At 48.4% G+C, this 26268-nt stretch carries 23 protein-coding genes; 12 read left to right on the top strand and 11 right to left on the bottom strand.

What is annotated here, in order from left to right; translation table 11 throughout:
- Nucleotides 1-54: 54 nt before the first annotated feature.
- Nucleotides 55-1878 carry an ABC transporter ATP-binding protein gene (locus tag BM318_RS00300; protein ID WP_092979764.1) on the bottom strand — a complete coding sequence of 608 codons (1824 nt, stop codon included), beginning with the start codon at nt 1876-1878 and terminating at the stop codon, nt 55-57.
- Nucleotides 1878-3596: a phospho-sugar mutase gene (locus BM318_RS00295; protein ID WP_092979762.1), complete on the bottom strand. Its 1719-nt coding sequence runs from the start codon at nt 3594-3596 to the stop codon at nt 1878-1880. The genes BM318_RS00300 and BM318_RS00295 overlap by 1 nt, the downstream gene beginning before the upstream one ends.
- A 134-nt stretch (nt 3597-3730) precedes the next feature.
- Between BM318_RS00295 and BM318_RS00290 the strand changes: the two genes are divergently transcribed.
- Nucleotides 3731-6394 (top strand): T9SS type B sorting domain-containing protein, encoded by a 2664-nt coding sequence (locus BM318_RS00290; RefSeq protein ID WP_092979761.1) that lies wholly within the window; start codon nt 3731-3733, stop codon nt 6392-6394.
- Between the two features lie 46 nt (nt 6395-6440).
- Here BM318_RS00290 and BM318_RS00285 read toward each other — a convergent pair whose 3' ends face one another.
- Together BM318_RS00285 and BM318_RS00280 are read right to left on the bottom strand one after the other, a co-directional pair.
- On the bottom strand, nt 6441-7388 hold the full coding sequence (locus BM318_RS00285) for a glycosyltransferase family 2 protein (protein ID WP_092979760.1): 948 nt from the start codon (nt 7386-7388) through the stop codon (nt 6441-6443).
- A 144-nt stretch (nt 7389-7532) separates the two neighbouring features.
- Nucleotides 7533-8048, bottom strand: a complete 516-nt coding sequence (locus BM318_RS00280) for a DUF4199 domain-containing protein (RefSeq protein WP_092979758.1) — start codon at nt 8046-8048, stop codon at nt 7533-7535.
- 194 nt (nt 8049-8242) lie between these two features.
- On the opposite strand from BM318_RS00280, the gene BM318_RS00275 reads away from it, so the two are divergent.
- The 3 genes from BM318_RS00275 to mtaB all read left to right on the top strand — a co-directional run bounded on the left by BM318_RS00275 (nt 8243) and on the right by mtaB (nt 11193).
- Nucleotides 8243-8500 (top strand): type B 50S ribosomal protein L31, encoded by a 258-nt coding sequence (locus BM318_RS00275; protein WP_092979757.1) that lies wholly within the window; start codon nt 8243-8245, stop codon nt 8498-8500.
- A gap of 138 nt (nt 8501-8638) precedes the next feature.
- Entirely contained in the window at nt 8639-9814 is a 1176-nt protein-coding gene (locus BM318_RS00270; RefSeq protein ID WP_092979755.1) for a GlmU family protein, read from the top strand.
- 38 nt (nt 9815-9852) lie between these two features.
- Nucleotides 9853-11193, top strand: coding sequence for a tRNA (N(6)-L-threonylcarbamoyladenosine(37)-C(2))-methylthiotransferase MtaB (gene mtaB, locus BM318_RS00265; protein ID WP_092979751.1), 1341 nt, complete (start codon nt 9853-9855; stop codon nt 11191-11193).
- 85 nt (nt 11194-11278) lie between these two features.
- Here the strand turns inward: mtaB and BM318_RS00260 are convergent, their stop codons facing one another.
- Nucleotides 11279-11572 carry a GNAT family N-acetyltransferase gene (locus BM318_RS00260; protein WP_092979749.1) on the bottom strand — a complete coding sequence of 98 codons (294 nt, stop codon included), beginning with the start codon at nt 11570-11572 and terminating at the stop codon, nt 11279-11281.
- A 165-nt stretch (nt 11573-11737) separates the two neighbouring features.
- On the opposite strand from BM318_RS00260, the gene BM318_RS00255 reads away from it, so the two are divergent.
- The 3 genes from BM318_RS00255 to cls all read left to right on the top strand — a co-directional run bounded on the left by BM318_RS00255 (nt 11738) and on the right by cls (nt 14903).
- Nucleotides 11738-12415 carry an alpha/beta hydrolase gene (locus BM318_RS00255; RefSeq protein ID WP_245759694.1) on the top strand — a complete coding sequence of 226 codons (678 nt, stop codon included), beginning with the start codon at nt 11738-11740 and terminating at the stop codon, nt 12413-12415.
- A gap of 68 nt (nt 12416-12483) precedes the next feature.
- Nucleotides 12484-13440 (top strand): lytic transglycosylase domain-containing protein, encoded by a 957-nt coding sequence (locus BM318_RS00250; RefSeq protein ID WP_092979747.1) that lies wholly within the window; start codon nt 12484-12486, stop codon nt 13438-13440.
- A complete protein-coding gene (gene cls / locus BM318_RS00245; protein WP_092979745.1) occupies nt 13440-14903 on the top strand; it encodes a cardiolipin synthase in 1464 nt (487 codons plus the stop codon). The genes BM318_RS00250 and cls overlap by 1 nt, the downstream gene beginning before the upstream one ends.
- Here cls and BM318_RS00240 read toward each other — a convergent pair.
- Nucleotides 14900-15415: a hypothetical protein gene (locus BM318_RS00240; RefSeq protein ID WP_092979743.1), complete on the bottom strand. Its 516-nt coding sequence runs from the start codon at nt 15413-15415 to the stop codon at nt 14900-14902. The two genes, cls and BM318_RS00240, sit on opposite strands and share 4 nt — an antisense overlap.
- 246 nt (nt 15416-15661) lie before the next feature.
- On the opposite strand from BM318_RS00240, the gene rpmH reads away from it, so the two are divergent.
- Entirely contained in the window at nt 15662-15820 is a 159-nt protein-coding gene (rpmH, locus tag BM318_RS00235; protein ID WP_092979741.1) for a 50S ribosomal protein L34, read from the top strand.
- 89 nt (nt 15821-15909) lie between these two features.
- Entirely contained in the window at nt 15910-18762 is a 2853-nt protein-coding gene (carB, locus tag BM318_RS00230; protein WP_092979740.1) for a carbamoyl-phosphate synthase large subunit, read from the top strand.
- A gap of 40 nt (nt 18763-18802) precedes the next feature.
- On the opposite strand, the gene BM318_RS00225 is transcribed toward carB, so the two are convergent.
- Both BM318_RS00225 and BM318_RS00220 read right to left on the bottom strand, forming a co-directional pair.
- Nucleotides 18803-19360: a YceI family protein gene (locus BM318_RS00225; protein WP_092979739.1), complete on the bottom strand. Its 558-nt coding sequence runs from the start codon at nt 19358-19360 to the stop codon at nt 18803-18805.
- Nucleotides 19357-19782 (bottom strand): hypothetical protein, encoded by a 426-nt coding sequence (locus BM318_RS00220; RefSeq protein WP_092979738.1) that lies wholly within the window; start codon nt 19780-19782, stop codon nt 19357-19359. Before BM318_RS00220 ends, BM318_RS00225 begins: the two co-directional genes overlap by 4 nt.
- 107 nt (nt 19783-19889) lie before the next feature.
- Between BM318_RS00220 and BM318_RS00215 the strand changes: the two genes are divergently transcribed.
- Nucleotides 19890-20747, top strand: a complete 858-nt coding sequence (locus BM318_RS00215; RefSeq protein ID WP_092979735.1) for a DUF5777 family beta-barrel protein — start codon at nt 19890-19892, stop codon at nt 20745-20747.
- A gap of 15 nt (nt 20748-20762) precedes the next feature.
- Here the strand turns inward: BM318_RS00215 and gndA are convergent, their stop codons facing one another.
- Nucleotides 20763-22181 (bottom strand): NADP-dependent phosphogluconate dehydrogenase, encoded by a 1419-nt coding sequence (gndA, locus tag BM318_RS00210; protein WP_092979733.1) that lies wholly within the window; start codon nt 22179-22181, stop codon nt 20763-20765.
- 104 nt (nt 22182-22285) lie between these two features.
- On the opposite strand from gndA, the gene zwf reads away from it, so the two are divergent.
- Nucleotides 22286-23812, top strand: a complete 1527-nt coding sequence (zwf, locus tag BM318_RS00205) for a glucose-6-phosphate dehydrogenase (RefSeq protein ID WP_092979731.1) — start codon at nt 22286-22288, stop codon at nt 23810-23812.
- A 7-nt stretch (nt 23813-23819) separates the two neighbouring features.
- Entirely contained in the window at nt 23820-24539 is a 720-nt protein-coding gene (gene pgl / locus BM318_RS00200) for a 6-phosphogluconolactonase (RefSeq protein ID WP_092979729.1), read from the top strand.
- On the opposite strand, the gene BM318_RS00195 is transcribed toward pgl, so the two are convergent.
- Together BM318_RS00195 and rmuC are read right to left on the bottom strand one after the other, a co-directional pair.
- Nucleotides 24529-24894, bottom strand: coding sequence for a 6-phosphogluconate dehydrogenase (locus tag BM318_RS00195; protein ID WP_092979727.1), 366 nt, complete (start codon nt 24892-24894; stop codon nt 24529-24531). The genes pgl and BM318_RS00195 overlap by 11 nt on opposite strands.
- Nucleotides 24891-26261, bottom strand: coding sequence for a DNA recombination protein RmuC (gene rmuC, locus BM318_RS00190; RefSeq protein WP_092981989.1), 1371 nt, complete (start codon nt 26259-26261; stop codon nt 24891-24893). The genes BM318_RS00195 and rmuC overlap by 4 nt, the downstream gene beginning before the upstream one ends.
- Nucleotides 26262-26268 lie beyond the last annotated feature (7 nt).

Here is a 26268-nt window from a genome sequence, read left to right as displayed (position 1 = left end):
TAAGACTTCAGAATACACACAAGGTTTAATCCGGGACCTTGCGGCCGGATCAAATTAACCGATTTGTTGAAGGCCAACCAGCTTGTAGTAAGCCCCTTTCGCTGCCATGAGTTCTTTATGGCTACCCGATTCCACAATTTCACCTCGATCGAGGACAACGATCTGATCGGCATTCTGAATGGTACTCAAGCGATGTGCTATTACCAGCGAAGTGCGTCCCTTCATCATGTTTTCCAGCGCTTGTTGTACCAGGCGCTCACTTTCAGTGTCCAGGGCAGAAGTAGCCTCATCGAGGATCATAATCGGTGGATTTTTCAGAACAGCCCGTGCAATGGAAAGTCGTTGTTTCTGCCCACCGCTGAGCTTGTTCCCGCTATCTCCGATATTGGTGTCGTAAACCTCGGGTAAAGCGGCGATAAAGTCATGGGCGTTAGCGATTCGCGCTGCTGCTTCTACTTCTTCTTGCGACGCTTCTGGCTTACTCAATAATATGTTGTTCCGGACGGTATCATTAAAGAGGATGGAATCCTGCGTGACCAGTCCCATAAGCGATCTCAGGGCTGGTTTTCTGATATTTCGGATATCCGTGCCATCAATGGTAATACTGCCATCGCTAACATCGTAAAACCGGGTTACCAAATTGGCAATGGTGCTTTTCCCACTTCCGGACTGACCTACCAGGGCAACGGTTTGCCCTTTCTTAACGCTGAGGTTAAAATTCCGGAGAACTGCCTGCTCCTCATAGGCAAAGCTTACATTATTCAGGCTTAATTCGGTTTGAAATTCGGCAGGGGTTGCTCCGTTTTCAGGATCTGCAATGGTATTCTCCGTTTCCAGGACTTCCAGCACCCGTTCGGCAGCGGCATTCCCTTTCTTAACGCCGTAGGAGGCCTTGGATATTGCCTTGGCAGGAGTGAGAATATTATAGGCCAACCCCATATATGCTATAAAGGAAGAGGCTTCGAGGGTGCCATCTTCCAGTACCATTTTACCTCCAAACCAAAGCAAAACCCCGATGACGAGGATACCCAGAAATTCCCCGACAGGGGAAGCCAGGTTCTGGCGATTGAGCAGGCTGTTTGAAAAGCGGAAAAATCGCGAAGTGGAATGGGTAAATTCCTTACTGAAGATACTTTCGGCATTGAATGCTTTAATTACCTTAAGACCGCCCAGTGTTTCCTCCACTATAGACAGGAAAGCTCCCTGTTCCTTTTGCACCCGATCCGATTTTCGCTTCAACGATTTACCGATCCTAGAAATCAGGAAGCCGGCAAGTGGAATGAATATGAAAACGAACAGGGTCAGTTTAACGCTGATCAGGAACATGGCTCCGATTGTAAACAAAATGGTCAGGGGTTCCCTTACTATTAACTCCAGGATAGAGAGGAAGGAATGTTGTATTTCCAGGACATCTGAGGTAATCCGGGCAATAACGTCCCCTTTTCGTTTCTCAGAGTAAAAGGAAATGGGGAGGGAAACAATTTTATCGTAAAGGGCATTTCTCAGATCCTTCAGCACGCCATTGCGCAAGAAGGTGATGAAATACATGGCCAGGTAATTAAAGATGTTTTTCAGGAGAAAAAGTACCAGCACCAGCCCGATTACCCACAGGAGGGCTTGCATTTTGTCGTCTGCGGCCACGGCCCCCATCTTAAAATAGAGGGAATCCTTGATGTAACTCTCCAGCTCGCCTATCCCCGTATACACCGGAGCTTCTGTAATGGGTTCGGTCTGCTCAAAAAGCACCTCCAGCATAGGGATAAGCGCCACAAAGGACAGGGCACTAAACAGTGCATAGAGGACATTAAAGAAGATATTCAGCGCCCCATACCGCTGATACGGTTTTGCAAAGCGCAGGATTTTCCGAAAATAGTGCATTAATCCAGAGTAAGTTCGGCCAGGATTCGGTCGATTTTTGCATCGAGCCCACCGGCAACACCAGCGTAATCCGATACAGAATCCAAAGGAGCATTGACGCTTATATAGAATTTGATCTTGGGTTCAGTTCCGCTCGGTCGTGCTGCCAGGCGAGACCCATCTTCAGTAATAAAAATCAGCACGTTGGATTTGGGCAGGTCAATGGCTTCGGAACTACCATCCCGGGGATCGGTAGCCACGGCAGTGCTGTAATCCTCAACCCGGACCACGGGCGAACCATCTAGGCTGGCTGGCGGATTCTCCCGGAATTTCACCATCATTTCCCGGATTTCTTTTGCCCCGTCCATCCCTTTTTTGGTCAGGGAAACAAGACGTTCCCGGTAACAACCAAAATCTACGTAACACTTGAGCAGTTCCTGGTAAAAACTACTTCCTGCTGCTTTGGCCTCGGCTGCAATTTCACAGGCGAGCAGGGTAGAGGTAACAGCGTCCTTGTCGCGCACGAACTCGCCGACCATAAAACCATAGCTCTCCTCTCCGCCCCCCAGAAAGTCCTGATCAGGATAGTCTTCGATCATTTTGGCGATCCACTTGAATCCGGTAAGGGAGGTTTTGCAATCCACGCCGTAGTCGGCCGCCATAACGGACATCATCGGAGTAGACACGATGGTAGAGGCCACGAATTCATCCCCCTTAAATCCGGTTGCTTTTCGTTTATCCAGCAAAAACCGAGTCATGAGGATCATCGTCTGGTTTCCGTTCAGAATTTCCAGTTTACCTTCTCCGTTGCGCACGGCAATACCTAACCTGTCGCTATCGGGGTCAGTTCCTACTACCATATCTGCCCCAATCGCTTCTCCTTTTTTAATGGCAAGGTCCAGGGCTTCCTGTTCTTCAGGGTTTGGAGAGACTACCGTAGGAAAGTTTCCATCGGGTTCGGCCTGCTCTTCGATAATCGTTACCTGGGAATACCCAGCCCTTTTGAGCACTTCAGGAATAGCAGTAATGGAGGTGCCGTGGAGCGGGGTAAACACTATGGAAAACTGATCCCTGCCCCGGGCTCCGATACTCCCGTTCGCAACCGAAGCATTGATAAACGGCTCGTCGACTTCCTTGTCGATAATATGGATAAGCTCTTCTCGAGGCTCAAATGCGATTTCCTCAAAGCTCAATTTATCGATAGCGGCAATGATTTCACCATCCTGAGGAGGCACGATCTGGCCGCCATCGGTCCAGTATACCTTATATCCATTGTATTCGGGTGGATTGTGTGATGCGGTAAGTACCACCCCGGCATGACAATTCAAATACCGAACCGCGAAGCTCAGTTCGGGAGTAGTGCGAAGCTCTGAGAATAAGTATACCTGGATTCCATTGGCCGAAAAAACCTCTGCTACAACCCTTGCCAGGGATTGGCTGTTATTGCGGCAATCATAGGCAATAACCACCTTGAGACCATCCGGGCCGTAGGTCTGCTTCAGGTAGTTGCTCAGCCCCTGAGTACTTTTTCCCAGGGTATATTTGTTGATCCGGTTTGTTCCGGTACCCATGATCCCACGCATGCCCCCAGTCCCGAATTCGAGATTCTTGTAAAAGCGGTCTTGCAAGGATTCCGGATCCTTCTCAATTAGCTCTTGAATTTCCTGTTTAACAGCTGGGTCAAAGAAATCAGTTAACCATGATTTCGCGTTCTGCAGTATCTCCGGAAATTGTTCCATCGGATTATTTTTTACCAAAGGTAATGCAGAAATACAAATAGCCGTCAACCACTCATCTGTCGATAGCTGCAATTGATCGCTGCCATTATGCCTTTGATTTGTATTTAAGTATATTTAACGTTCGCCAGAACGCTATGAAAAGAATTTCCGGACTTTTATCGGTTGTATTCTTGTTTTCGGTAGTCTCCCGGGTACAGGCGCAGTTAGAAGCTGCTATTTGGTATTTTGGGGATGAAGCCGGACTGGATTTTCGTGCGGGAGATCCCCAACTCTTATTCAACGGATTGGTCAGCACGGCGGAAGGTTGCGACAGCTACTCCGATGAAGCGGGTAACCTGCTCTTCTATACCGATGGTTTAACTATCTGGAACCGGTTTAATGAGGTAATGACTAATGGAACCAACCTGGCCAGTAGCCCTTCCGGGGCGCAGGCAGCCATGGTAGTGCCTTTACCCGGAACCGAAGACATCTACTACATATTTACACCCGACGATGCCCTGGCCTATGACAATGGCCTGCAAGGTGCAGGTCCCCTTGGTTTCAACTATTCGGTGATTGATATGAGTCTTTCGGGCGGCCGTGGGGCTGTTGTTCAAAAAAACATCACGCTATTGGACCGGGCCTCGGAAAATGTTTCAGCAATCTGGAATTTCGTGCCGGACTTTTATTGGGTGGTTACGCATCGGGTGGATCGCTTTTACGCCTGGAAACTGACAGCTGCAGGCCTCGATCCCAATCCGGTAGTATCTATTGTAGGACCCTCCATCTCGAACCCCGACAATTTTCGCGGATGTGCTAAGATATCCCCTAACGGAGAAAAGCTTGCAATTGCCCATGCTGTCCGCAATCCCCGTTTTGAGAGTCACCTCTATCTCTACGATTTCAATGCGGATACCGGCGTGGTCAGCAATGCGGTCGCCCTGGGCGATGAGCGCGTATATTACGGGGTAGAGTTTTCCCCGGATTCCTCCAAATTATATGCCACCGGCGGGATTCTGGAAGCCACGGCCTCGGGCCTTCAGGGTGGGCAGAACACGGTTGATATCACGCAGTGGGACCTCGGGGCTTCTTATATCGAGGATTCTGAATACCTGGTGCATCGTTACGACCGCAAGGTGCCCGGAGTAGTTTCCGGAAGCATTCAATTGGCCGTTAACCGTAGGATATATCACTCTTATCCGGGCGGTAGCCTGTCGGTAATCCGAAGACCCAATGTCGCCGGTGTTGATTGTGATTTCAGGGAATTTCATGTGGATTTGGGTGGACGCCTCGCTACCTACGGTTTGCCTCCTTATATGCAGTCCTATTTCGACACAGAGGTAATCATTGAACAATTCTGTTACGGGCAGCCTACGGAATTCCGACTCGAAAATGCCAATGGAATTCAGACGATCAACTGGAATTTTGGAGATCCGGCCAGTGGTGGTGCGAATACTACCACCCAACTGGAACCCAACCACACATTTACCGCACCGGGAGTCTTCGAAGTGGCGTATACGGTTAACTATGTCAATGGGAGCCAGCGGGATTTTGTAGAATTTGTCGATATCGTGGATGTACCACAACCCCCTGCCAGTGTTGTGCTTACCCAATGCGATGTAGACGGGGTAGACGATGGGATTACCCTTTTTGATCTGTCGGATGCAATTCCCCTGCTCGATGGGGGAGACCCTGATGTTACCGCCTTCTTTTTTGAAAGCTTTGCCGATGCCCTGGCCAATGAGAATCAAATTACATCGCGTGGGTATACCAACTCCACGCCGGATCAGGTAATTTTTGCCCGGGTTTTTGATAACCCGGAGTGTTTCGTCATTGTATCGGTAGTCCTTTCCACCAACTTTATGGATACGCTGGAGATCGAACCCCTTATCCTGTGTGAGGTAACCGAAGAGGACGGCCTGGTGAGTGTTCGTCGGGAAGGTCTTGAAGCTCATGTCCGGGCACAGGTTGAGGAAGACGGTGCTCTGGCTTTATTCGAAACTCAGGAGGACGCCTTATTGCGAAGACTTCCCCTGTTCAAGTTCCAGGTGGTATATCTTCCGGATGCACCGAGAGAAACGTGGTTCAGAATAGACGAAGCCGGGAGTTGCGGGCAAATAGGTAAGGTCGAAGTCATTTTTGTGGAGCCTCCGGTTTTTGATGGCATCGAAGAGGTTGAAATTTGCGGGGAAAGCGCCATCCTGGAGGCCTCGGACGTTTTTGAGGAATACCTTTGGGAGGACGGAAGTACAGAGCGATTGCGGGAAGTAACCGAGCCAGGAGTTTATTCCGTCGAAATGCAGCTGTTAGAGTGTACCGGTTTTCAGCAGTTTCGCGTTGTCGAGGCTCAGGGCTTTACCATCGATGAGGTTGTGATTGATGACTTTAAGGCGAACAATACGATTAATGTACTGACCTCCGGCCGAGACGAAGATTTGGAGTATTCCCTGGATGGCGGACGTACCTTTCAGGGGAATGCCTTTTTCAATGGAATAATTCCAGGGGTTTATGAACTCGTGGTTCGCGGTCCGTGTTCTGAAGATAGCCAGGAGGTTGTTGTGAGCGGTTTGCCGACCTTCTTTACTCCAAACGGGGACGCCCATAACGAAGTTTGGCAAATGGAATATGCCGAATATTTTGAATCTTACAGCCTTACCATTTTCGATCGTTATGGAAATCTTGTCCAGGTCCTGAATCCTTCAAATCCCTCCTGGGATGGAAATCGCTCTGGGAACCCGATGCCTCCTGCAGATTACTGGTATCACTTGCGTTTTGCCGATGGGCGGGAGTTCCGGGGACATTTTACCTTAAAGCGGTAGAAATCCCAAATTCCAAATCCGAAATCTCAGACTTCGAAATACCAGGTCACATGTTTAGTCGCTCACTGATCGTGTAGCGTTCGGTGTCCCGTTTACTGCGGAGGATCATTTCCCCCAGGAATCCTGTCATAAAAAACTGGGTGCCAATTAGCATGGCCGTAAGGGCGATGAAGAATTGGGGCCGGTCGGTAAGTAACCGTCCGGTTTTATTGATAAAGAGCTTGTCGATTCCCAGATAGAGTGCAAAGCCGAACCCGATGACGAACATCAGTACGCCTAAGGCCCCGAAGAGGTGCATGGGTCGCTTCCCGAACTTGGAGACAAACCAGATAGTAATCAAATCCAGGAAACCGTTTATGAAACGATCTGCGCCAAATTTGGTTTTACCGAATTTTCGCGCCTGGTGCTGCACAACTTTTTCACCGATTTTGCCGTAACCTGCGTTTTTGGCAAGTACAGGGATATAGCGATGCATTTCACCGCTCACCTCTATCTGTTTGATTACGCGATGGTCGAAAGCTTTTAACCCACAATTAAAATCGTGGAGCTTTACACCGGAAGTCTTTCGGGCCGCCCAATTAAAGAGTTTGGAAGGAAGGTTTTTCATAAGTACAGAGTCGTACCGCTTCTTTTTCCATCCGGAAACCAGATCATATCCTTCTTCACGGATCATGGCAAGAAGTTCCGGGATTTCCTCCGGATTATCCTGCAAATCTGCATCCATGGTTATGACCACTTCGCCTTGAGCAGCTTTAAATCCTGCGTGTAAGGCTTGTGATTTACCGAAGTTTTTCAGGAATTTAATTCCTCTTACCGAAGGATTCGCAGCGGCGAGTCTCTCAATCACCTGCCAGCTGTTATCGGTACTGCCATCGTCTATAAACAGGATTTCATACGAATACCCGTTCTGTTGCATCACTTTTTGAATCCAGCCGTGTAATTCCTCCAGCGACTCGTCTTCGTTAAGTAAAGGGATAATAATGGATAACAACATGGTCGTTTGGCGGGTTATGATTCTCCCGGCTGAAGCAGCCAGGACCTTCTCCGAACCAAATATAGACTATTGCAAAAAAATAGCACCCGGAAATTCTCCAGGGAATCCGGGTGCTTGTTCGTAACTGTTAAATTGAAATCGGGGCTATTCCTCCACTGATTTTTTGAGAATAAGGCCACCGATCAGGCCGGTAACCAGACCGATCAGGGTAGAAACGATCAGGATAACAGGATAGCCAATCCAAAAGAATTTAACACCCATTTCGGTTTGTTGTTGAACCATTTCAGGGGTTAAATTGTTTTCAGCGGCAGCTTCGGCTATTCTTGCCTGGGTAACGGTCATGGCGTAGTCCGGATCGAGGACATTCGCCAGTAATAGGGTATAAAGTACCGTAACCACGCCCGCTACGGCTCCCATTCCCGCTCCAATTTTTAATGCCTGAGAGATACTGAGCAGCCCGCCGTTGGCCTTACGAAAGCTAATAAGTGCCCAGATCACAACGGCGATAGATATTGCCAAGCTGACCAATTGAATTGCTGAGTTGGGCTGGGTATGTGCGTCCTGTAGATACATCATCAGGCTTAATACCACGCCAATTCCGCCCATGATCAGGCCAAATTTCATTGCATACTTTCCAGTTTTCGGTTGGATTTCTTCCATTTTATTAATCGTTTAGATGGTTATACCTGCCCATTAGTAAACATAAGACGTACTTTGTTACATCCATGAGCAGTTTATGAGAAAGAAAATTACAAAAATGATTTTTAAAATTGCCGGACACCGCATTGAATTCCAAATAAAAATGCTTAGATTTGCAGCCTGAAAATTCAGACCTTTACAATACTTAGAATACGATGAGAAAAGATATTCACCCCGACAATTATCGCTTGGTCGCCTTTAAGGACATGTCCAATGACGATGTTTTTATTACGAAATCCACTGCGGAGACTAAGGAGACCCTGGAGGTGGATGGCGTGGAATACCCGCTGGTAAAACTGGAAATTTCCCGCACTTCCCATCCTTTTTACACCGGTAAATCTAAGTTGATCGATACCGCAGGACGTATCGACAAATTCAAGAACAAGTACAAGAAGTTCGAGAAGAAGAAATAAATCGCCGCGTGCGAAGATTATAGAGAGCAGTCCTTCCCGGACTGCTTTTTTTTTGCTTTTTTCGACCCAATCCGGATTTACCCGATCAGCTGAACGAGGCCTTTCCGCGCTTTTTCTAATTTTGTAAAAAAGCTTTTCATGCAGTACATCCTTCACGATGGGGATCGGAGGACAGCCTTGCTTCCATTCACATTTACACGCCCGGTTGCAGAAATTCGCATTGGAATCCTGACTATCCGCGAAAAGTGGAACCATTGGCTGTCTGCTGAGACCAGCACCTGGACCGAATCTTACCTCCGTGGTAAATTTCCAACGGCTTCAGGAGCAGACAATGTTGTCATACATGGCTCTGTACTGCCTGATGGCGATCTGGTAGCCGCTATTAAAAAACTGGAACGAGGAGAAGCGCTTTGGAAAGACGACTTATTACTCGCCTGCAGGGTTGAAAACCCGGAAACCTTTGAGTCGGCAGCTTCCCTGAAACGCGTCGAATTCACGGGGGGTTGTTTCCAGGTCCGAAACACCTGGGACATATTCAGTAAAAACGGTGCTGCTTTGGAAGCGGATTTTGATTTGTTGACCGCTGGTCGCCAATCCCAACCTATTTCAGTGACCAACCGCCTGATTAAACCTGACCGCATTTTTCTCGAGGATGGGGCTGAAGTAGAACACAGCATCCTAAACGCCACCGAGGGTCCCATTTATCTGGGAAGGAACTCCCTGGTCATGGAAGGAAATATGATTCGAGGAGGTTTTGCGCTTTGCGATCATGGCGTGGTGAAAATGGGAGCCAAAATTTATGGTCCAACCACTATCGGGCCTTACGGTAAAATTTGCGGAGAGGTCAATAACTCGGTAATTTTTGGCTATTCCAGCAAAGGGCACGACGGGTATCTGGGTAATGCGGTCCTGGGGGAATGGTGCAATATCGGTGCCGATTCCAACAACTCCAACCTCAAGAATAACTACGCCAAAGTTCGGTTGTGGAATTATGATACTGAAGGTTTTGACCATACCGGATTGCAATTTTGTGGTCTCATGATGGGGGACCACAGTAAAACGGCTATCAATACCATGTTCAATACCGGGACGGTAATCGGGGTAAATTGCAATATTTATGTTCCCGGATTCCCCCGGAATTTTGTTCCCAGTTTTAGTTGGGGCGGAGCTTCTGGTTTCAGTGAGTATAAACCAGCCCGGGCCTTTGAAGCCGCCGAAGTCATGATGGCCCGCAGAAACGTCGAATTTACAGCGGCGGACGCAGAAATCCTGCAGGAAGTCTTTGAGCAAACCCGAAAGTGGCGTAAGTATTAAAGATCGTATCTTTGTGCCCTGAAAATTGCGCAGGAGACATGTCCAGAACCGTTGCTTTTCATACCCTGGGTTGCAAACTCAATTTCGCGGAAACCTCCACGATCGCCAGGAACCTCCAGGCCGAGGGATTTGAGAAAGTGGGTTTTCCGGAAGCTGCTGACTTATATGTGATCAACACCTGTTCGGTTACAGATAATGCAGATAAAAGCTGCCGCTATGCGGTTCGTCAGGCACAACGGGCAAATCCCGAAGGGTATATCGCCGTGGTCGGCTGTTACGCACAACTCAAACCGGAGGAAATCGCCGCAATCCCCGGGGTTGATTTGGTTCTGGGAGCCACTGAAAAATTTAACCTCACCAAATACCTCGACTCCCTGGACAAAGAAGATCAGGGCCAGGTACACAGCTGTGAGATAGAAGCTGCGGATTTTTATGTTAGTAGTTATGCCATAGGCGACAGGACCCGAGCCTTCCTGAAAGTGCAGGATGGTTGTGATTACAAATGCACCTACTGTACCATCCCATTGGCCCGAGGGATCTCCCGCAGCGACACCCTGGAGAATGTCCTTAAAAATGCCCGTGAGATTTCAGAGCAGGGTATCCGTGAAATTGTTTTGACCGGTGTCAATATCGGGGACTATGGAAAAGGCGAGTTTGGCAACAAGCGCCACGAACATACCTTTCTGGACTTGGTACGTGCCCTGGATGAAGTGCCGGGTCTGGAGCGGTTGCGCATTTCTTCTATCGAGCCCAATTTGCTCCTCGAGGAAATTATCCAATGTGTTGCCGAAAGCCGGCATTTTGTGCCGCATTTCCACATTCCACTGCAAAGCGGGAGCAACGATATCTTGAAAAAGATGCGCAGAAGATACCTGCGCGAATTGTACAGCGAAAAAGTCCGGCTTATCCGAAAATATATGCCCGAGGCGTGTATAGGAGTCGACGTTATCGTCGGATTCCCCGGGGAATCCGAATCCCATTTCATGGAAACCTACGAATTCCTGCATGCACTGGATATTAACTACCTCCATGTATTTACCTATAGCGAACGGCCCAATACTCCGGCTGCGTCCATGGATGGGGTAGTCTCCCAGGAGGATCGTGCCAAGCGCAGTAAAATGCTTCGCAGTTTATCGGTTAAAAAACGCAGGGCGTTCTATCAATCCCAATTGGAAGAAGAATTCGACGTGCTTTTTGAAGGTGAAAACAAAAAAGGGTACATCCATGGATTCACAGCGAATTACGTCAAAGTGCAAATGCCCTGGGATCCTGCATTAGTTGGCCAGCTTCGCAAGGTTCGATTGAAGGAAATCGATGCTAGCGGGTTGGTTCGTGGGGAATTTGTTACTACACTGGTTCCGGAATTCTCCGGAGAATAGCCACAAGTTTCGGGGAATAAAAAAATCCGGCACTCTGGCCGGATTTCATTTTCTTATAGCGTTTTCTCTTGGCGCCGTGGCAGGATCAGATGCGAATGCCTACCGGCAGCATTTCCTTATACTGGCGATTCTTCCTTAGGAATCCTGCGATCTGCGGGCTAGTTGGAACCACACGCAGATTTTGGTCTTGAAGGTGATTCAAAACGGCCTTGATAAAGGACTCGCGGAACCCTTCCTGACTGATACTTTCAGGGATTACTAATTTGGTCAGGAAAACTTTTCGTTCCTGGGAAGAATATTCAATTTTTGCCAATTGCCCGTCTACTCGGGTTTCAAATTGACGGAGAAAGCTATTGTCCTTAATGGCCAGTTCGCTCATATGATTAGTTTTAATTTGGTTTCCAGACAAAAAAATTACGCCGTTTCACGGAGCGTAATTTCGATGAGGGATATAATATTTGCGATAAAAAATTTCATATCCCGAGAGTTAACAAAATTAAAAAAAAAATTGCTAAAATCCTAAGATTTAGCGTGTTTTGAATTGATGGAGCGTAGAAATGCAAGGGATAAAATCGGGGTATATCTAATGCCGGGTCTGGCAGCCAGTCCGGAAATCTTTGAACACCTAAAATTACCGGAATCCCGATTCGAAATTACTCACCTGGAATGGTTTATACCAGAACCGGGCATGGATTTGCAGCAATATGCCCGCAAAATGAGTGAAAAGGTGCGCCATGAACAACCCGTTCTCATAGGTGTTTCTTTTGGGGGTATGCTCGTTCAGGAAATGGCCGAATTCCTCAATCCTGCGAAAACCATTATCATTTCCAGTATAAAATGTCGCTCGGAAATGCCCAGTAGGATGGTATGGGCAAGACGCACAGGAATTCACCATGCGCTGCCTACGGGTTTATTGAGCAACGTAGAAGTGCTTGCCCGGTATACGATGGGAGGGCGCGTCAAAAAGCGGTTGAAACTATACGAGAAGTATTTGGCCGTGCGCGAGAAAAAATACCTGAACTGGGCCATTAACCAGGCAATTCACTGGAAACGCGAAACACCCCTGCCGGGTCTAATACACCTTCACGGGGACAAAGATGTCGTCTTCCCGATCACGCACATCGGTGCCTGCCAGACCGTTCCAGGGGGTACACACACCATGATCATTCATCGGGCCAGATGGTTTAATGAACGATTACCTGCAATTATTTTGGAAGATTGAAGTTCTATTTTAAGTCCGTGAGGGACTATTTTATACCTTTGGGTAGGAAAACTCTTTAAACCAGCACCATGCGAGTCCTGAAAAACGCCCTGATGATAGTGGGCATCTGTTTTGTCTTAAGTACATTGATCTTTGCCCTTCAACAGGAGGCAACGCCGAATATACAAACCCAGGAGGCCACTGATCCGGCAACGGATACTCGTGTTAGTCCCAAGTATCAGATTACCGCTATCGATATCCCCGAGGATCTGAATTTCGCGGGTGAAGCGGTTCCCCAGGACGATCCCGAGATCATGGAACGCATTGACCGGGAATTCCTGGTAAATACGTACTGGCAATCCAATGCGGTTTTGCTGATGAAGCGGGCCAACAAGTATTTTCCGGTAATCGAACCGATCCTCGCTAAGAATGGTGTACCCGATGATTTCAAGTATTTGGCCGTGGCCGAAAGTGGACTGCAAAATGTAGTATCGCCGGCAGGAGCTACCGGTTTCTGGCAAATCATGCGCGCCACCGGAAGAGAATATGGCCTCGAAGTTAATAGCAATGTCGATGAGCGCTATCACCTGGAAAAGGCTACAGAAGTCGCCTGTCGCTATTTAAAGCGCTACAAGGAAAAGTACGGTAGCTGGACCCTGGCAGCGGCGGCTTACAATGCCGGAACGGGTTCCATTGATAAATACATGGGTATTCAACAGGTAGATGATTATTACGATCTGCTGCTCGGTCAGGAAACAGGTCGCTATGTTTTCCGCATCATGGCGATCAAGGAAATCCTCTCAGCTCCTGAAAAATATGGCTTCATCCTGGAGCAAGACGACATGTATTCCAACGTGCCCACCTTCCAGGTAGAAGTGAATACCCCGGTTGCGGATTTCGCTGAGTTTGCCAAGCAGTACGAAATCACCTATAAAATTCTCAAGCGGCACAATCCTTGGCTCAGAGAGCCTCATTTGAATAACGCTTCAGGAAAGGTTTACCAGATTTCCATACCTCTGAAAGGCTACTACCGAACAGGACCCTGATGGCTGATTGGTTTAACAGCCAACTCTGGAAATTTCTTCTACTGGGGAATTACATCTTTGTAGTAATCCTCTCGGTGGTTGTTCTCCTTAAGAATCGAAACCCCTCAAAGACCATGGCGTATATTTTCGCCCTGGCTACGCTCCCTTTTATAGGGTTGTTGGTATATTATCTTTTCGGGATGGACTACCGGAAAGACAAGATTTTTACCCGCAAGTACCTTCACGATAACAAGCGCCTGAAATCCTGGCGAAAAAAATTTCGAGAAGACGATGCAAAGGTCGCAGCCTTCGCCCGCGACAATGCGCCCTGGATAGTAAAACTACACGAACTTCTGGAATTCAATGAGCGTTCCATTCTTACCTTCGAAAACCAGGTCGATATCTTGCAGGATGGTGAAGCTAAATTCAAATGCCTCAAAGAGGATCTGAAAAAGGCTGAGCGCCATATTCACATAGAATATTTTGTACTACGTGACGACGTCACCGGTATCTCGATTCTCAATATACTCTGCGAAAAAGCCGAACAAGGGGTCGCCGTTCGATTGATTTACGATTCTGTAGGTAGTTCGCTAAGCCGTAAGACCAAGAAGCGCCTTGATGATTCCGGAATAGAACACCATCCATTTATGCCTGTCGTATTTACGCGCTTTACCAGTAAATTCAATTACAGGGATCACCGAAAGATTGTGGTTATCGATGGTCAGGTAGGTTTTGTGGGCGGTATTAACATCAAAGACGAATACGATAACTCGATTGGGAATTCTCGGTATTGGCGGGATACCCACCTGCGACTGGAAGGACCGGCTGCTGGTTCTCTTCAAGCGATATTTTTACTGAGCTGGGAATTTGTTTCGGGTGAGAGGCCTCCGGAAGATGCCGATCTATTTCCGAACAAGCCGAGTTCCAGCAAAGACCCTGTTGCAATCCAGATCGCTAGCAGTGGTCCGGATTCCGATTGGGCAAATATTATGGAAGCACTATTCATGGCCATAAATAACGCGCATGAATACGTATACATTACTACCCCCTATTTTATCCCGAATTCCGCCATGAAAACGGCCCTGAGTACGGCGGCCCGATGTGGGGTGGATGTCCGGATCCTTATCCCGTATAAGTCCGACTCCTGGGTAGCACAGTATGCCACCGACTCGTTCATTGAGGAATTAATCGAAGCTGGTGTAAAAATATACCGCTACAAAAAAGGCTTTGTGCATTCCAAAACTATGGCCGTAGACGATGTGTTGGCCAGTGTCGGGACAGCCAATCTGGACTATAGGAGCTTTTCGATTAATTTTGAAGTCAATGCCTTACTGTACGGGCAGTCCAAAGCCAAAGAGGTCAAAGAGGTTTTCTTGGAGGATATCGAGGAAGCGGAGCTTGTAGATCTCGAAAGGTGGGAGGCTCGTGGAATAACCCGAAAACTTAAAGAGTCGGTTACACGCCTGGTGGCTCCCTTACTCTAGATTTTCTTCATCTGCTGCTGCATCATCCGAATCTGTTCGGTAAGCATGCTGTTTTTGTCGAGTTTCTTGGCTTCGGCCAATAGGGTAGTGGCTTCCCGCTTGCGTCGTTTCTGCATGGCAATCCCCGCCAGGCTTAATTTGGCCATAGCCAGGTCATAATCCATATTTAACCCCAGCTTAATCGCCTTCTTGAAATATTTCTCGGCCTGGGTGAGGTTTTTCTGGGAGTAGATAATCCCATACAGGTAATTGTAATAACCCTGTTGCTTCTGAGTCAGGGCGGCTTCCGGGTTGCGGATGCGTCCCAACCACTTCTCAGTTCCTTCCATATCCTGTTTGCGCATGCGCAGGAAGGCCAATAGGATAATTTCGTTGCGGAAATACAGGAAAACAAAGATCAGCGATAACAGGACTAGGGCAATACCATTACCAATTTCGCCTTCTGCGAATTGATAGCCAGCGTATCCAATGATCAGGGCTGCCAGTGCAATTTTTATGTATTTATGGAACATTAGCGTTATATCTATTTATTTCCTCTGCCGGTCAGGGCTCCGGAGAATTAACTGTATTATTTCAGGGATTTCCTCCCCGAGATCACCGGGAAAAGCCCCTATTGAAAAGGGTTCGGCAAAATTAAGAAAATCTAAATAAAAAAATGCCGAATCGATATTGTTCGGAGATAAAACTCTTTGTATATTTGCCCCCGGAAAATTGATAGCCCATCCAGGCCTAACCGCTCCCGCGGAAAATTTGTCAACATGAAAAGAACATTTCAGCCTTCTAAAAGAAAGAGAAGAAACAAACACGGATTCCGTGAGCGTATGGCGTCAGCCAACGGGAGAAAGGTCCTTGCTCGACGCCGAGCCAAGGGGCGTAAGAAATTAAGTGTATCCTCTGAACCGCGACACAAGCGATAGATGGGATATCGTGTTAACAACTTTAAAGGTGTTACTTTCTGAAAGTAACACCTTTTTTTTATCCTTGAACCGCCAAAAATTAACTCCACATGCCCAAAAGAAAAGACATCGAATGTATCCTGATTATCGGGTCCGGACCAATTATCATCGGTCAGGCCTGTGAATTCGATTATTCCGGTTCCCAAGCCCTGCGTTCGCTGCGGGAGGATGGGATCAAGACCGTACTGATCAACAGTAACCCGGCAACCATCATGACGGATCCCTCCATGGCCGATCATGTATACCTGTTGCCTCTGAACACCAAGTCTATTGTTCAGGTACTGAAGGAACATCCTGAGATCGATGCCGTTCTGCCAACTATGGGAGGGCAGACCGCCCTGAACCTTTGTATAGAAGCCGGTGACAAGGGAATCTGGGAGGACTTCGGAATTGAGATCATTGGAGTGGATATCGATGCGATAAACATTACCGAGGATCGGGAGCAATTCCGTGGGCTGATGGAAAAAATTGGGGTTCCCATGGCGCCTCAGGCAACAGCAACTTCCTTCCTTCAGGGAAAGGAAATCGCCCAGGAATTTGGTTTCCCCCTGGTAATCCGGGCCAGTTTTACCCTGGGTGGTGCAGGGGCTTCCATTGTCTATGACCCAAAGGATTTTGACGAAAAACTCAGCCATGGCCTTGAAATCTCTCCGATTCACGAGGTAATGATCGACAAGGCGATGATGGGGTGGAAGGAATATGAGTTGGAGCTGCTCCGGGATAAAAACGATAACGTCGTAATTATCTGTACCATCGAAAATATGGATCCGATGGGGATTCATACCGGGGACTCCATTACAGTAGCTCCGGCGATGACCCTTTCCGACCGAACCTTTCAGCGCATGCGGGACATGGCCATCCACATGATGCGCAGCATCGGGGATTTTGCCGGAGGATGTAACGTGCAGTTTGCTGTGAGTCCGGATGAAGAAGAAGAAATTATTGCCATCGAAATTAACCCTCGGGTAAGTCGGTCTTCTGCTCTTGCCTCCAAGGCCACCGGGTATCCGATTGCCAAGGTAGCGGCCAAGCTGGCTATTGGCTACCACCTCGATGAGCTGGAAAACCAGATTACCAAGTCTACTTCGGCCTTATTCGAACCTACCCTCGACTATGTAATTGTGAAGATCCCACGCTGGAACTTCGATAAGTTCGAAGGTGCCGACCGTACCCTGGGACTGGCGATGAAGGCGGTAGGAGAGGTTATGGGAATCGGACGTTCCTTCCAGGAAGCCCTGCATAAGGCAACGCAATCCCTGGAGATCAAACGAAATGGTCTCGGTGCCGACGGAAAGGGTTATACCGACTATGATACCATCATCTCCAAGTTAACCCATGCCTCCTGGGACCGGGTATTTGTGATCTATGATGCGATTGCCCTGGGGATTCCCTTGAGTCGAATCCACGAGATTACCAAGATCGATATGTGGTTCCTCAGACAATACGAAGAGCTTTATCAACTCGAAAAGGAAATAGGGAAGTACAGCATTGACACCCTGCCCAAACCCCTGCTGCTCGAAGCCAAACAAAAAGGATTTGCAGACCGTCAGATCGCACACATGCTCGAGTGCTGGGAAAGCGAAGTACATACCAAACGGACGGACTTTGATATCAAGCGGGTGTATAAGTTGGTAGATACCTGTGCCGCAGAATTCAAGGCGGTAACCCCATATTACTATTCCACCTTTGAAGAAGAAGTGGAGACAGCGGATGGGAAACGATTCGTCGAGAATGACAGTGAAGTCACAGACCGCAAGAAAATTGTGGTGCTGGGATCCGGGCCTAACCGAATCGGGCAGGGGATCGAGTTCGATTACTGTTGCGTGCACGGGGTGCTGGCCGCCGCGGAATGCGATTATGAAACCATCATGATCAACTGTAACCCGGAAACGGTTTCTACCGATTTTGATACGGCCGATAAACTCTACTTTGAGCCCGTATTCTGGGAGCATATCTACGACATTATCCTGCACGAGAAACCCGAAGGGGTGATCGTTCAGCTGGGAGGGCAAACGGCACTGAAACTGGCCGAAAAGCTCGATAAATACGGTATTAAAATCATCGGTACGCCTTTCCAGTCCCTGGATTTGGCCGAGGATCGGGGAAGCTTTTCCACCCTGCTTAAGGAAAACGATATTCCCTATCCGCAATTCGGTGTAGCCGAAAACGCCGATGAGGCCCTGAAACTGGCCGACGAGCTAAAATTCCCATTGTTGGTGCGACCCTCTTACGTCCTTGGAGGACAGGGGATGAAAATTGTGATCAACAAGGAGGAGTTAGAGGCGCATGTTGTGGATTTGCTGCGCAAAATTCCTAATAACAAGCTGCTGTTAGACCACTATCTCGATGGTGCTATCGAAGCCGAAGCCGATGCCATCTGCGACGGGGAAAATGTCTACATCATCGGGATCATGGAACACATTGAGCCTTGTGGAATCCACTCAGGAGACTCGAACGCAACCCTTCCACCTTTTAATCTCGGGGAATTTGTAATGCAACAGATCAAGGACCATACCCATAAGATTGCCCTGGCGCTCAACACAGTAGGTCTAATAAACATTCAGTTTGCCATCAAGGACGATAAAGTTTATATCATTGAAGCTAATCCGCGTGCGTCCCGAACGGTTCCCTTTATCGCCAAGGCCTATGGAGAGCCTTACGTGAATTATGCCACCAAGGTTATGCTGGGTAAAAAGAAGATTAAAGACTTTAATTTTGATCCGAAATTAGAAGGCTATGCGATCAAGCAACCGGTCTTTAGTTTCAATAAGTTCCCTAAGGTCAATAAGAACCTGGGACCTGAAATGAAAAGTACCGGCGAAAGTATCTTGTTTATAGACAGCCTCAAAGACGACGAGTTTTACAACCTGTATTCCCGTCGTACCATGTATCTGAGTAAATAACCGGAGATTCTCCCCCCGGCTGGTGGAGTTGGCTATTAAGCTATTCTTCGGCTTGCAAGGGAAGGGATACCTCAACCTGAACTTCCCGCGCTATCTTTTTAAATAGGAAGCGCGGGACTTTTATTTTATGGTCTTCGGGCCGGACAATAAAATCCGCTTCTAATTGGAGTCCACCGTTTTCAGGTTTAAGGACTACCGGAATGGTAACTTCTCGCGCCACGCCATGGATGGTCAACGACCCTTTAGCTTCTGTTTCAATCTCCGACTCGAGCGGAAATGCCGGTACGCGGCTGAGTTTCCCCCGGAATGTGGCTTTGGGGAATTTCTCCGATTCCAGGTAGTTTTCATTAAAATGCTCCTGCATTAGGGGCTTGGGAAAGTTGAAATCAGCGATCAGCATAACAATCCCGAGGTCTCCCTTTTCCGAAAGGTAAATGGCGTTGACCGCCTCGTTTTTCGCCTGGATTTTCTCCAGGGGTGATGAAGCATTAAAATTAATCACACCCTCCCGGGTTTCCAGGGTAGTTTGTGCCGTTACCGTAGCCATTCCCAAGAGGGATAACAGGCTTAGAATAGTAGTAAGTAGTGTAGTTCTCATTCAGGCATTCCCTGGTTTATCCAACTTTCAATTCGCGCGCGTGTTGCACTGGGCATACGTCCTTCAGTGGGCATAGGGCGGGTAACACTGTTTATTCTACCGAGCAGATTCCTGTTTTCAACCGCTTCACGAACTTCTTCCAGGGTTACCAGGGGCATAGGTGCACTACGTGTTGGCGGATCGTCATGGCAAGTAACACAATTTGAATTAAAAATGGGCTGGATATCTGCGGAAAATGAAAGGGGCTCGGGGTTGTCATTCCCTGAACCTCCCGATCCTCCATCGGAAGAGGGAGGATTATTAGTGCCCCCAGTTTCTATGAGGTCGCCGTTGTCGGATTCGCTGGAACATCCCTGAAAGACCAGCAGCGTGAGGCAGAGGCAAAGGACCAGTAGGCCTCCGGAATTGCTTGGAAACTTCATAGCAGTGTTTTAATAGAGATACATGGAAACCCGATAGGTTGCTTGCCCTTGCATTGGGTGCGGGGTCAGTTTTGAATATTTCGTATGTTCGCTTTAAAACAACCGCTATGAAAAATTTACTTCTACTCAGTTTTTGTCTTGCCTTAAGCGTTCAAGTCAAAGCACAGGACGATCTTCTGGATCGCATCGATAAATCGGATACAAATGCAGACGCTATTGCTGCATTTAAGGGGATCAAAATTGTCAACTTTGAGTCGACCAAGTTATTGAGTAAAAAGGAGTTCTATTTTGTGGTGAGCCACCGCTTTGGCAGTATTTCCAATGGATTTGATGATTTCTTTGGCCTGGACTTTGCCAATACCCGACTACAATTCATTTATGGCGTAAGCGATAATTTCAACATTGGGACTTCGCGCAGCTCCTTCAATAAAACCTATGAACTCTCCCTGAAGTACCGATTGCTGCAACAAGATGGAAGGACACCGGTTACGGTGGCTGGCTACTCCCAGGGTGCCATAAATACTGAATTGGATGAGGCCCTGATTGGAATTCCCATCGATTTTTCGGACCGGCTATCCTTTACCCAGCAGGTCCTGATCTCCAGGAAATTCAACGACAAACTATCGCTGCAACTCATGCCGACATTCTTCTACGAAGGCTTCGTCGATTACGCCCCACAGGATAACGCCCAATATGCGCTGGGAATAGGGGGAAGGTATAAGTTGGGACCCCGTTGGAGCCTGAATGTGGACTATGGCTGGCATCTGAACCGGGCCGACGGGTCTCCATTCAAAAACCCATTATCTATAGGCGTGGATATCGAAACCGGGGGGCATGTCTTCCAACTACACTTCACCAATGCCCAACCCACTTTTGAAAGTGGCTTTCTTGGAAATGCCGTCGGTGACTGGGGTGAGGGGATCGTTTATTTCGGGTTTAACCTCGTCCGGGTCTTTAATTTCTAACCCGTGCTGCTCAAATTATCCTTTGGGCCACTCGGTATGGAATATGCCTTCCTGATCGGTTCGCTCATAGGTATGCGAACCGAAATAATCCCGTTGTGCCTGAACCAGGTTCAAGGGGAGTCGTCCGCTGCTGAATGCGTCAAAATAGGAGAGGGCACTTGAGAGGCACGGAATAGAGATTCCATATTTCGCCCCATAAGCGACAACTTCCCGAATCGCCGGTAAGCATGATCCAATAGCATCGGTCAGCTCTGGAGCCAGGACTAAATTGGGGAGTTCCGGATTGGCTCCGTAGGCTTGGGCGATGTCTGCCAGGAGTTCCGCCCGGATAATACAACCTGCCCGCCATATTTTGGCGATCGTCTCCATATTCAGGTTGTATTCATAGTCTTCCGAGGCTTCAGTCAGTAAGTGCAGGCCCTGGGCATAGGTCATTATAAAAGCGAAATAAAGGGCTGCTTCTGCTTTGGGAAGTAAATCCTCCGGGGTCCATTCGGGTACTTCCAAATCCCCGAAACGTTCATCCAGGGTTTCCCGGTGATCTTTTAAAGCGGATAACTGACGCATACTTACCGCCATATCTATCGTAGGCATCGGAATCCCTAGGTCCATACTGTTTTGAGAGGTCCATTTCCCGGTTCCTTTTTGTTTTGCCTTGTCCAGGATTTTGTCGACGAGATAACCCGATCCCAGATCGTCCTTCTGCTTTAATATGGTGGCCGAAATAGACACCAGAAACGACTCCAGCCGATCCTGGTCCCATCGATGAAAGGCGTCCGAGATCGCCGGGTTGTCCAGGCGACCAGCAGTCTTCAACAATTCATAAATTTCCGCAGTGAGTTGCATCAGGCCGTATTCAATGCCGTTATGAACCATCTTCACGTAGTTTCCAGAGGATTTGGGCCCCAGGTAAGCCACACAAGGTTCTCCTTTATACTTGGCAGAGGCAGCCTCGAAGATCGGCTTCAAATGCGCATAGGCCTCCCGATTACCGCCAGGCATGATACTGGGGCCCCGTCGTGCCCCTTCGGCTCCTCCTGAAACTCCCGCACCAAAAAAGTTAATTCCCTTTTCTTTCAGATAAGTCTCCCGCCGGTCGGTATCCCGGAAGAAAGAGTTTCCGCCATCGACAATGATATCGCCCTCATCCAAAAGAGGAAGCAAATCCTCAATAACCCGGTCTACAATGTTTCCTGCAGGGACCAGCAGCATGATCTTGCGTGGCAGGCTTAGTCCGGCAACAAACGTTCCCAAATCGCTGGTGGCATCAACCTTATCCGGATTACCCCCTTCCTCCCGCAAGGAACGGGCCTTTTCTTCATCCAGGTCGTAACCAAGAGCCGAAAAACCATTATCGGCTACGTTAAGGATAAAATTTCGACCCATGACGCCCAGGCCAACCAAACCAAATGTATAAGATGCGGATTTTGACATACTATTTTTTTTCGCGGGGAAAAGGGTTTTACCACCCGCTATTTTCGCTGTATATTCGTTTTCAGCAGTCCTTTCAAAAATAGGGCAAATAATCCTAATCGGACATGAGTAAAACGCCGAACCAGTTGCTGGTAATCTTTGGTTCTTCCGGGGATCTGACGCAGCGTAAATTAATACCCTCAATCTTTAAGTTATACTGTGAAGGGCACCTTCCTGAAAACTTTGGCGTCCTAGGAGTAAGCCGAAGTGAAGTTTCCGATGAGGACTTTCGCAAAAAGGTGGTGCTGGAAAATCAGCATATCTCCGATACGATTGGAAACTTTGCAAAGCGAGACAGTTTTGCGGAAAAAATATTCTATCAGGCGCTGGGAGACTCCTACGATCTGGATTACAGCCCGTTGCGGGAGCGTATTGAGGCATTGGACAAGACAATGGGTTGTGACGGAAATTGCATGTTCTACCTTTCCGTACCTCCGAAAATATATGAAACCATAGCGAGCAGGCTCAATGAGCAGGGCCTTAGTAAGGAATCGGAAGGTCATCGGCGACTCATTGTCGAAAAGCCTTTCGGCTATGATCTGGATACGGCCCGGGAGTTGAATAAAGGCCTACAGGATAATTTCGGGGAATCCCAGATTTACCGTATCGATCATTACCTGGGGAAAGAAACTGTTCAGAATTTGCTGGTAACCCGGTTTTCGAATTCCATCTTTGAGCCGTTGTGGAACCGCAATTATATCCGTCATGTAGAGATTACCAACGCAGAAAGTGTAGGTGTCGGTAAACGCGGGGGTTATTACGATTCTGCCGGGGCGTTACGGGATATGTTCCAGAATCACCTCCTGCAAATTATTTCACTGGTTGTTATGGAACCTCCCATTGACGCCAAGGCCGAAAGTATCCGAAACGAAAAAGTAAAAGCCCTGAAATCGCTCCGGATAATGACCGATCCGGATATCTTACATCAGAACACCATACGCGGGCAGTATCTGTCTGGAGAAATAGATGGGGAACAGGTGCTCGGGTATCGGGAAGAATCCGGGGTAGATCCCAACAGTACCACGGAAACCTATGCAGCGATCAAGTTCTTTGTAGATAACTGGCGGTGGGCCGATATCCCTTTTTATGTCCGAACAGCTAAAAGGATGCCAACCAAGGTCACTGAGATTGTAATCCACTTCAAAACCCCGCACCATCAATTGTTCAAGGATTCGGGTGTGGACAGCAAGGACAATAAGCTCATTATTCGGATTCAACCCAACGAGGGGATCCTGGTTAAGTTCGGGGTCAAGGTTCCCGGGCAGGGTTTCAAGGTAGAGCGGGCCAATCTCGATTTCTATTACGACGATTTGAAAGGTACGCGGGTAATGGATGCCTACGAGCGGCTTTTACTGGATGCCATGCAGGGCGATGCCACGCTCTATGCGCGCGCCGATGAGGTTGAAGCGGCCTGGGAGTTTGTAGATCCCATCCTCAATTACTGGAAGACCGATAAAAATGTGGTTACCTATGGCTATTCCGCTGGAATGTGGGGCCCCAATAATGCCGATGAGTTGTTGGAAGGCGACAGTTACTGGAGAAATCCCGGGAAACTGCTTACCGACGACCCCGGATTCTGTGTGATTTCTTAAAACCCTTATGGAAAAACGCATATTCAAAACAAAAGAAGAGGTGGCCCATGCTCTGGCAGCCAGCCTGCGGGAATGGACAGCAGGAGGGGATTTCCACCATATTGCCTTATCAGGAGGAAGTACTCCTGCCTTATGGTTTGATATCCTGGCACAGGATTTCAGGGAGGATCTATCCTGGAATTCCCTTGAATTTTACTGGGGCGATGAGCGCTGCGTAGCGCCGGATCACCCCGAAAGTAATTACGGCATGACTGCCGAGCGCTTGTTGCGGCCTTTGGGAATTGATGAACAACAGGTACATCGGATGCGGGGGGAAGATCTCCCGGCCCAGGAAGCCGAAAGATACGCCGGCCTCTTGCACAAAAAACTACCGCTTGTAAACGGGGTCCCACAATTTGACCTGGTGATTCTCGGCCTGGGGACTGACGGACATACGGCTTCGATCTTTCCCCATGAGATGGAGCTTTGGGATGCCGATCGCGATTGTGTCGTGGCAACCCATCCCGATTCGGGCCAGCAGCGCATTAGCCTGTCCGGTAGCGTTATCAACAATGCCAAAAAGGTAGTTTTCCTGGTGACCGGGGAATCCAAAGCCGATCGAGTCGAAGAAATCCTGAATCAACACGCAGTCGCAACCGACTACCCGGCTTCCCGGGTTGCACCGGTCAACGGTGACCTTATCTGGATGCTTGACCAGGCCGCTGCGGGCTATCCCGCTACCTCCTGAAATGCGGGGATTCTTCCTCCTCGACCCTGTAAATAAAGTACTTGGTGTCGCCTAACCAGGGAAATGTAGTGTAGCGCTCGCGATAATACAGCTTAACATACCTACCCTGGAATTCCTGAAGGCGCTGAATAGCTTCCTGCTCATTGTCCTGCACCGAAAAGGCAAATATTTGGGCACCAGAAATACCCTGGCTGATTTCTCCTTCCCAGGTCTTTATCAGAACCCCTTTATTGGATATTTTGATGAGCTCCCCGGAACGAACCCCTTCGCTGTAGGGTACATAGTATACAAAGGCGTAGTACGCTGCAAAACACAGAAAAATGACCAAAAGGCTTATCCCAAAGGCTTTTTTCATGACTTGTTCGGTTTAGCGGTGGATTCTCCCTCCAGGGCATTGCTGGCTTCATCCAGGCGCTCGGCCCTCTTAAGTAGGGGCTCTGGCAGGGATTTTTTGGACTTGGCACCCAGACTGCGCAGCGTTTCCACCCGGCTCACCAGGTTGCCTTTACCGCTAACGAGTTTATTCATGGCACCTTCATAATCCTTTTTGGCGCTGTCCATTTTACGCCCAACCTCGGTAAGGTCGTCGGCAAAGCCCACGAATTTATCATAGAGATTACCCGCCTGACGCGCAATTTCCAGGGCATTGCGCCGCTGTTTCTCGTTGCTCCACATGCTGTCAATGGTCCTGAGGGTTGCCAACAAGGTAGACGGCGTTACGATGACGATATTTTTGGCGAAGGCCGTGTTGTAGATTTCCAGATCGTAGTTTACAGCTACGGTAAATGCCGTTTCTATCGGCACAAACATCAAAACAAAATCAGGACTCTCCATTTCGTAGAGGTCCTCGTACTTCTTGGCCGAGAGTTGCTCTACATGGCGTTTGATAGAATTTACGTGGGCTTTTAACAGAGCAGCACGCTCCTCTTCTTCCGCATTTACATACCGTTCGTAATCGGTGAGGGAAACTTTGGAATCGACTACCATCTTATTGCCATTGGGCAAATTAATGATCACATCGGGAAGGACACGCGTCCCGTCTGCGCGCTGAAAACTTTGTTGCACGTGGTATTCCCGATCCCGTTCCAACCCGGATTTTTCAAGGACCCGTTCCAATACCAGCTCACCCCAGTTCCCCTGCATCTTGCTGTCGCCTTTAAGAGCGCGGGTCAGGTTCTCCGCCTCCTGGCTGATCTTGAGGTTTTGGGATTGCAGGTTTCGCAGTTGTTCTTTCAGGGCTTCGTGAATGCCGTAATTCTCCTTTCGCGTTTTCTCCACTTTTTCCTCAAAATCTTTGATGCGTTGTTGAAGTGGCTCCAGAACAGTCTTGATATTCTTCTGGTTTTGCTCCGTGAACTTCAGGCTTTTCTCCTCCAGGATTTTGTTGGCGAGGTTCTCAAATTCTTTGGTAAAGCGCTGTTGTACTTCTTCGAGTTGTGCTTTCTGCTCCTGATATTTTTCTTGTAGTGCAGCGACCTCACCCTCTCTGCGGATGAGTTGTTGCCCCTGGATTTCGCGCTGTTCACGTAATGATGTCACTTCTTCCCGGGCGCTGGCCAATTCAAGGCGCAATTGTTCCTGACTTTGTTCACTGGCGCGTTCACGCTCTTGCTGAACCAGCGACTGGGAGGTGAATTGCGAACGGGTAAGTAAACGTCCTACCAGAAAGCCAAGACCGCCAAAAACGAGCGCCAAACCAAGAATTACCCAGATATTTTCCATACCCATC

Source organism: Robiginitalea myxolifaciens (assembly GCF_900115205.1).
In the GTDB taxonomy this organism is placed as follows: Bacteria; Bacteroidota; Bacteroidia; order Flavobacteriales; family Flavobacteriaceae; genus Robiginitalea; species Robiginitalea myxolifaciens.
The sequence above is the reverse complement of the archived record's forward strand: the minus strand, read 5'-3'. Positions and strand labels throughout refer to the sequence as shown.

Coding starts and splice junctions, on each gene's coding strand:
- BM318_RS00300 (WP_092979764.1), bottom strand. CDS start 1,878: ATGCACTATTTTCGGAAAATCCTGCGCTTTGCAAAACCGTATCAGCGG.
- BM318_RS00295 (WP_092979762.1), bottom strand. CDS start 3,596: ATGGAACAATTTCCGGAGATACTGCAGAACGCGAAATCATGGTTAACT.
- BM318_RS00290 (WP_092979761.1), top strand. CDS start 3,731: ATGAAAAGAATTTCCGGACTTTTATCGGTTGTATTCTTGTTTTCGGTA.
- BM318_RS00285 (WP_092979760.1), bottom strand. CDS start 7,388: ATGTTGTTATCCATTATTATCCCTTTACTTAACGAAGACGAGTCGCTG.
- BM318_RS00280 (WP_092979758.1), bottom strand. CDS start 8,048: ATGGAAGAAATCCAACCGAAAACTGGAAAGTATGCAATGAAATTTGGC.
- BM318_RS00275 (WP_092979757.1), top strand. CDS start 8,243: ATGAGAAAAGATATTCACCCCGACAATTATCGCTTGGTCGCCTTTAAG.
- BM318_RS00270 (WP_092979755.1), top strand. CDS start 8,639: ATGCAGTACATCCTTCACGATGGGGATCGGAGGACAGCCTTGCTTCCA.
- mtaB (WP_092979751.1), top strand. CDS start 9,853: ATGTCCAGAACCGTTGCTTTTCATACCCTGGGTTGCAAACTCAATTTC.
- BM318_RS00260 (WP_092979749.1), bottom strand. CDS start 11,572: ATGAGCGAACTGGCCATTAAGGACAATAGCTTTCTCCGTCAATTTGAA.
- BM318_RS00255 (WP_245759694.1), top strand. CDS start 11,738: ATGGAGCGTAGAAATGCAAGGGATAAAATCGGGGTATATCTAATGCCG.
- BM318_RS00250 (WP_092979747.1), top strand. CDS start 12,484: ATGCGAGTCCTGAAAAACGCCCTGATGATAGTGGGCATCTGTTTTGTC.
- cls (WP_092979745.1), top strand. CDS start 13,440: ATGGCTGATTGGTTTAACAGCCAACTCTGGAAATTTCTTCTACTGGGG.
- BM318_RS00240 (WP_092979743.1), bottom strand. CDS start 15,415: ATGTTCCATAAATACATAAAAATTGCACTGGCAGCCCTGATCATTGGA.
- rpmH (WP_092979741.1), top strand. CDS start 15,662: ATGAAAAGAACATTTCAGCCTTCTAAAAGAAAGAGAAGAAACAAACAC.
- carB (WP_092979740.1), top strand. CDS start 15,910: ATGCCCAAAAGAAAAGACATCGAATGTATCCTGATTATCGGGTCCGGA.
- BM318_RS00225 (WP_092979739.1), bottom strand. CDS start 19,360: ATGAGAACTACACTACTTACTACTATTCTAAGCCTGTTATCCCTCTTG.
- BM318_RS00220 (WP_092979738.1), bottom strand. CDS start 19,782: ATGAAGTTTCCAAGCAATTCCGGAGGCCTACTGGTCCTTTGCCTCTGC.
- BM318_RS00215 (WP_092979735.1), top strand. CDS start 19,890: ATGAAAAATTTACTTCTACTCAGTTTTTGTCTTGCCTTAAGCGTTCAA.
- gndA (WP_092979733.1), bottom strand. CDS start 22,181: ATGTCAAAATCCGCATCTTATACATTTGGTTTGGTTGGCCTGGGCGTC.
- zwf (WP_092979731.1), top strand. CDS start 22,286: ATGAGTAAAACGCCGAACCAGTTGCTGGTAATCTTTGGTTCTTCCGGG.
- pgl (WP_092979729.1), top strand. CDS start 23,820: ATGGAAAAACGCATATTCAAAACAAAAGAAGAGGTGGCCCATGCTCTG.
- BM318_RS00195 (WP_092979727.1), bottom strand. CDS start 24,894: ATGAAAAAAGCCTTTGGGATAAGCCTTTTGGTCATTTTTCTGTGTTTT.
- rmuC (WP_092981989.1), bottom strand. CDS start 26,261: ATGGAAAATATCTGGGTAATTCTTGGTTTGGCGCTCGTTTTTGGCGGT.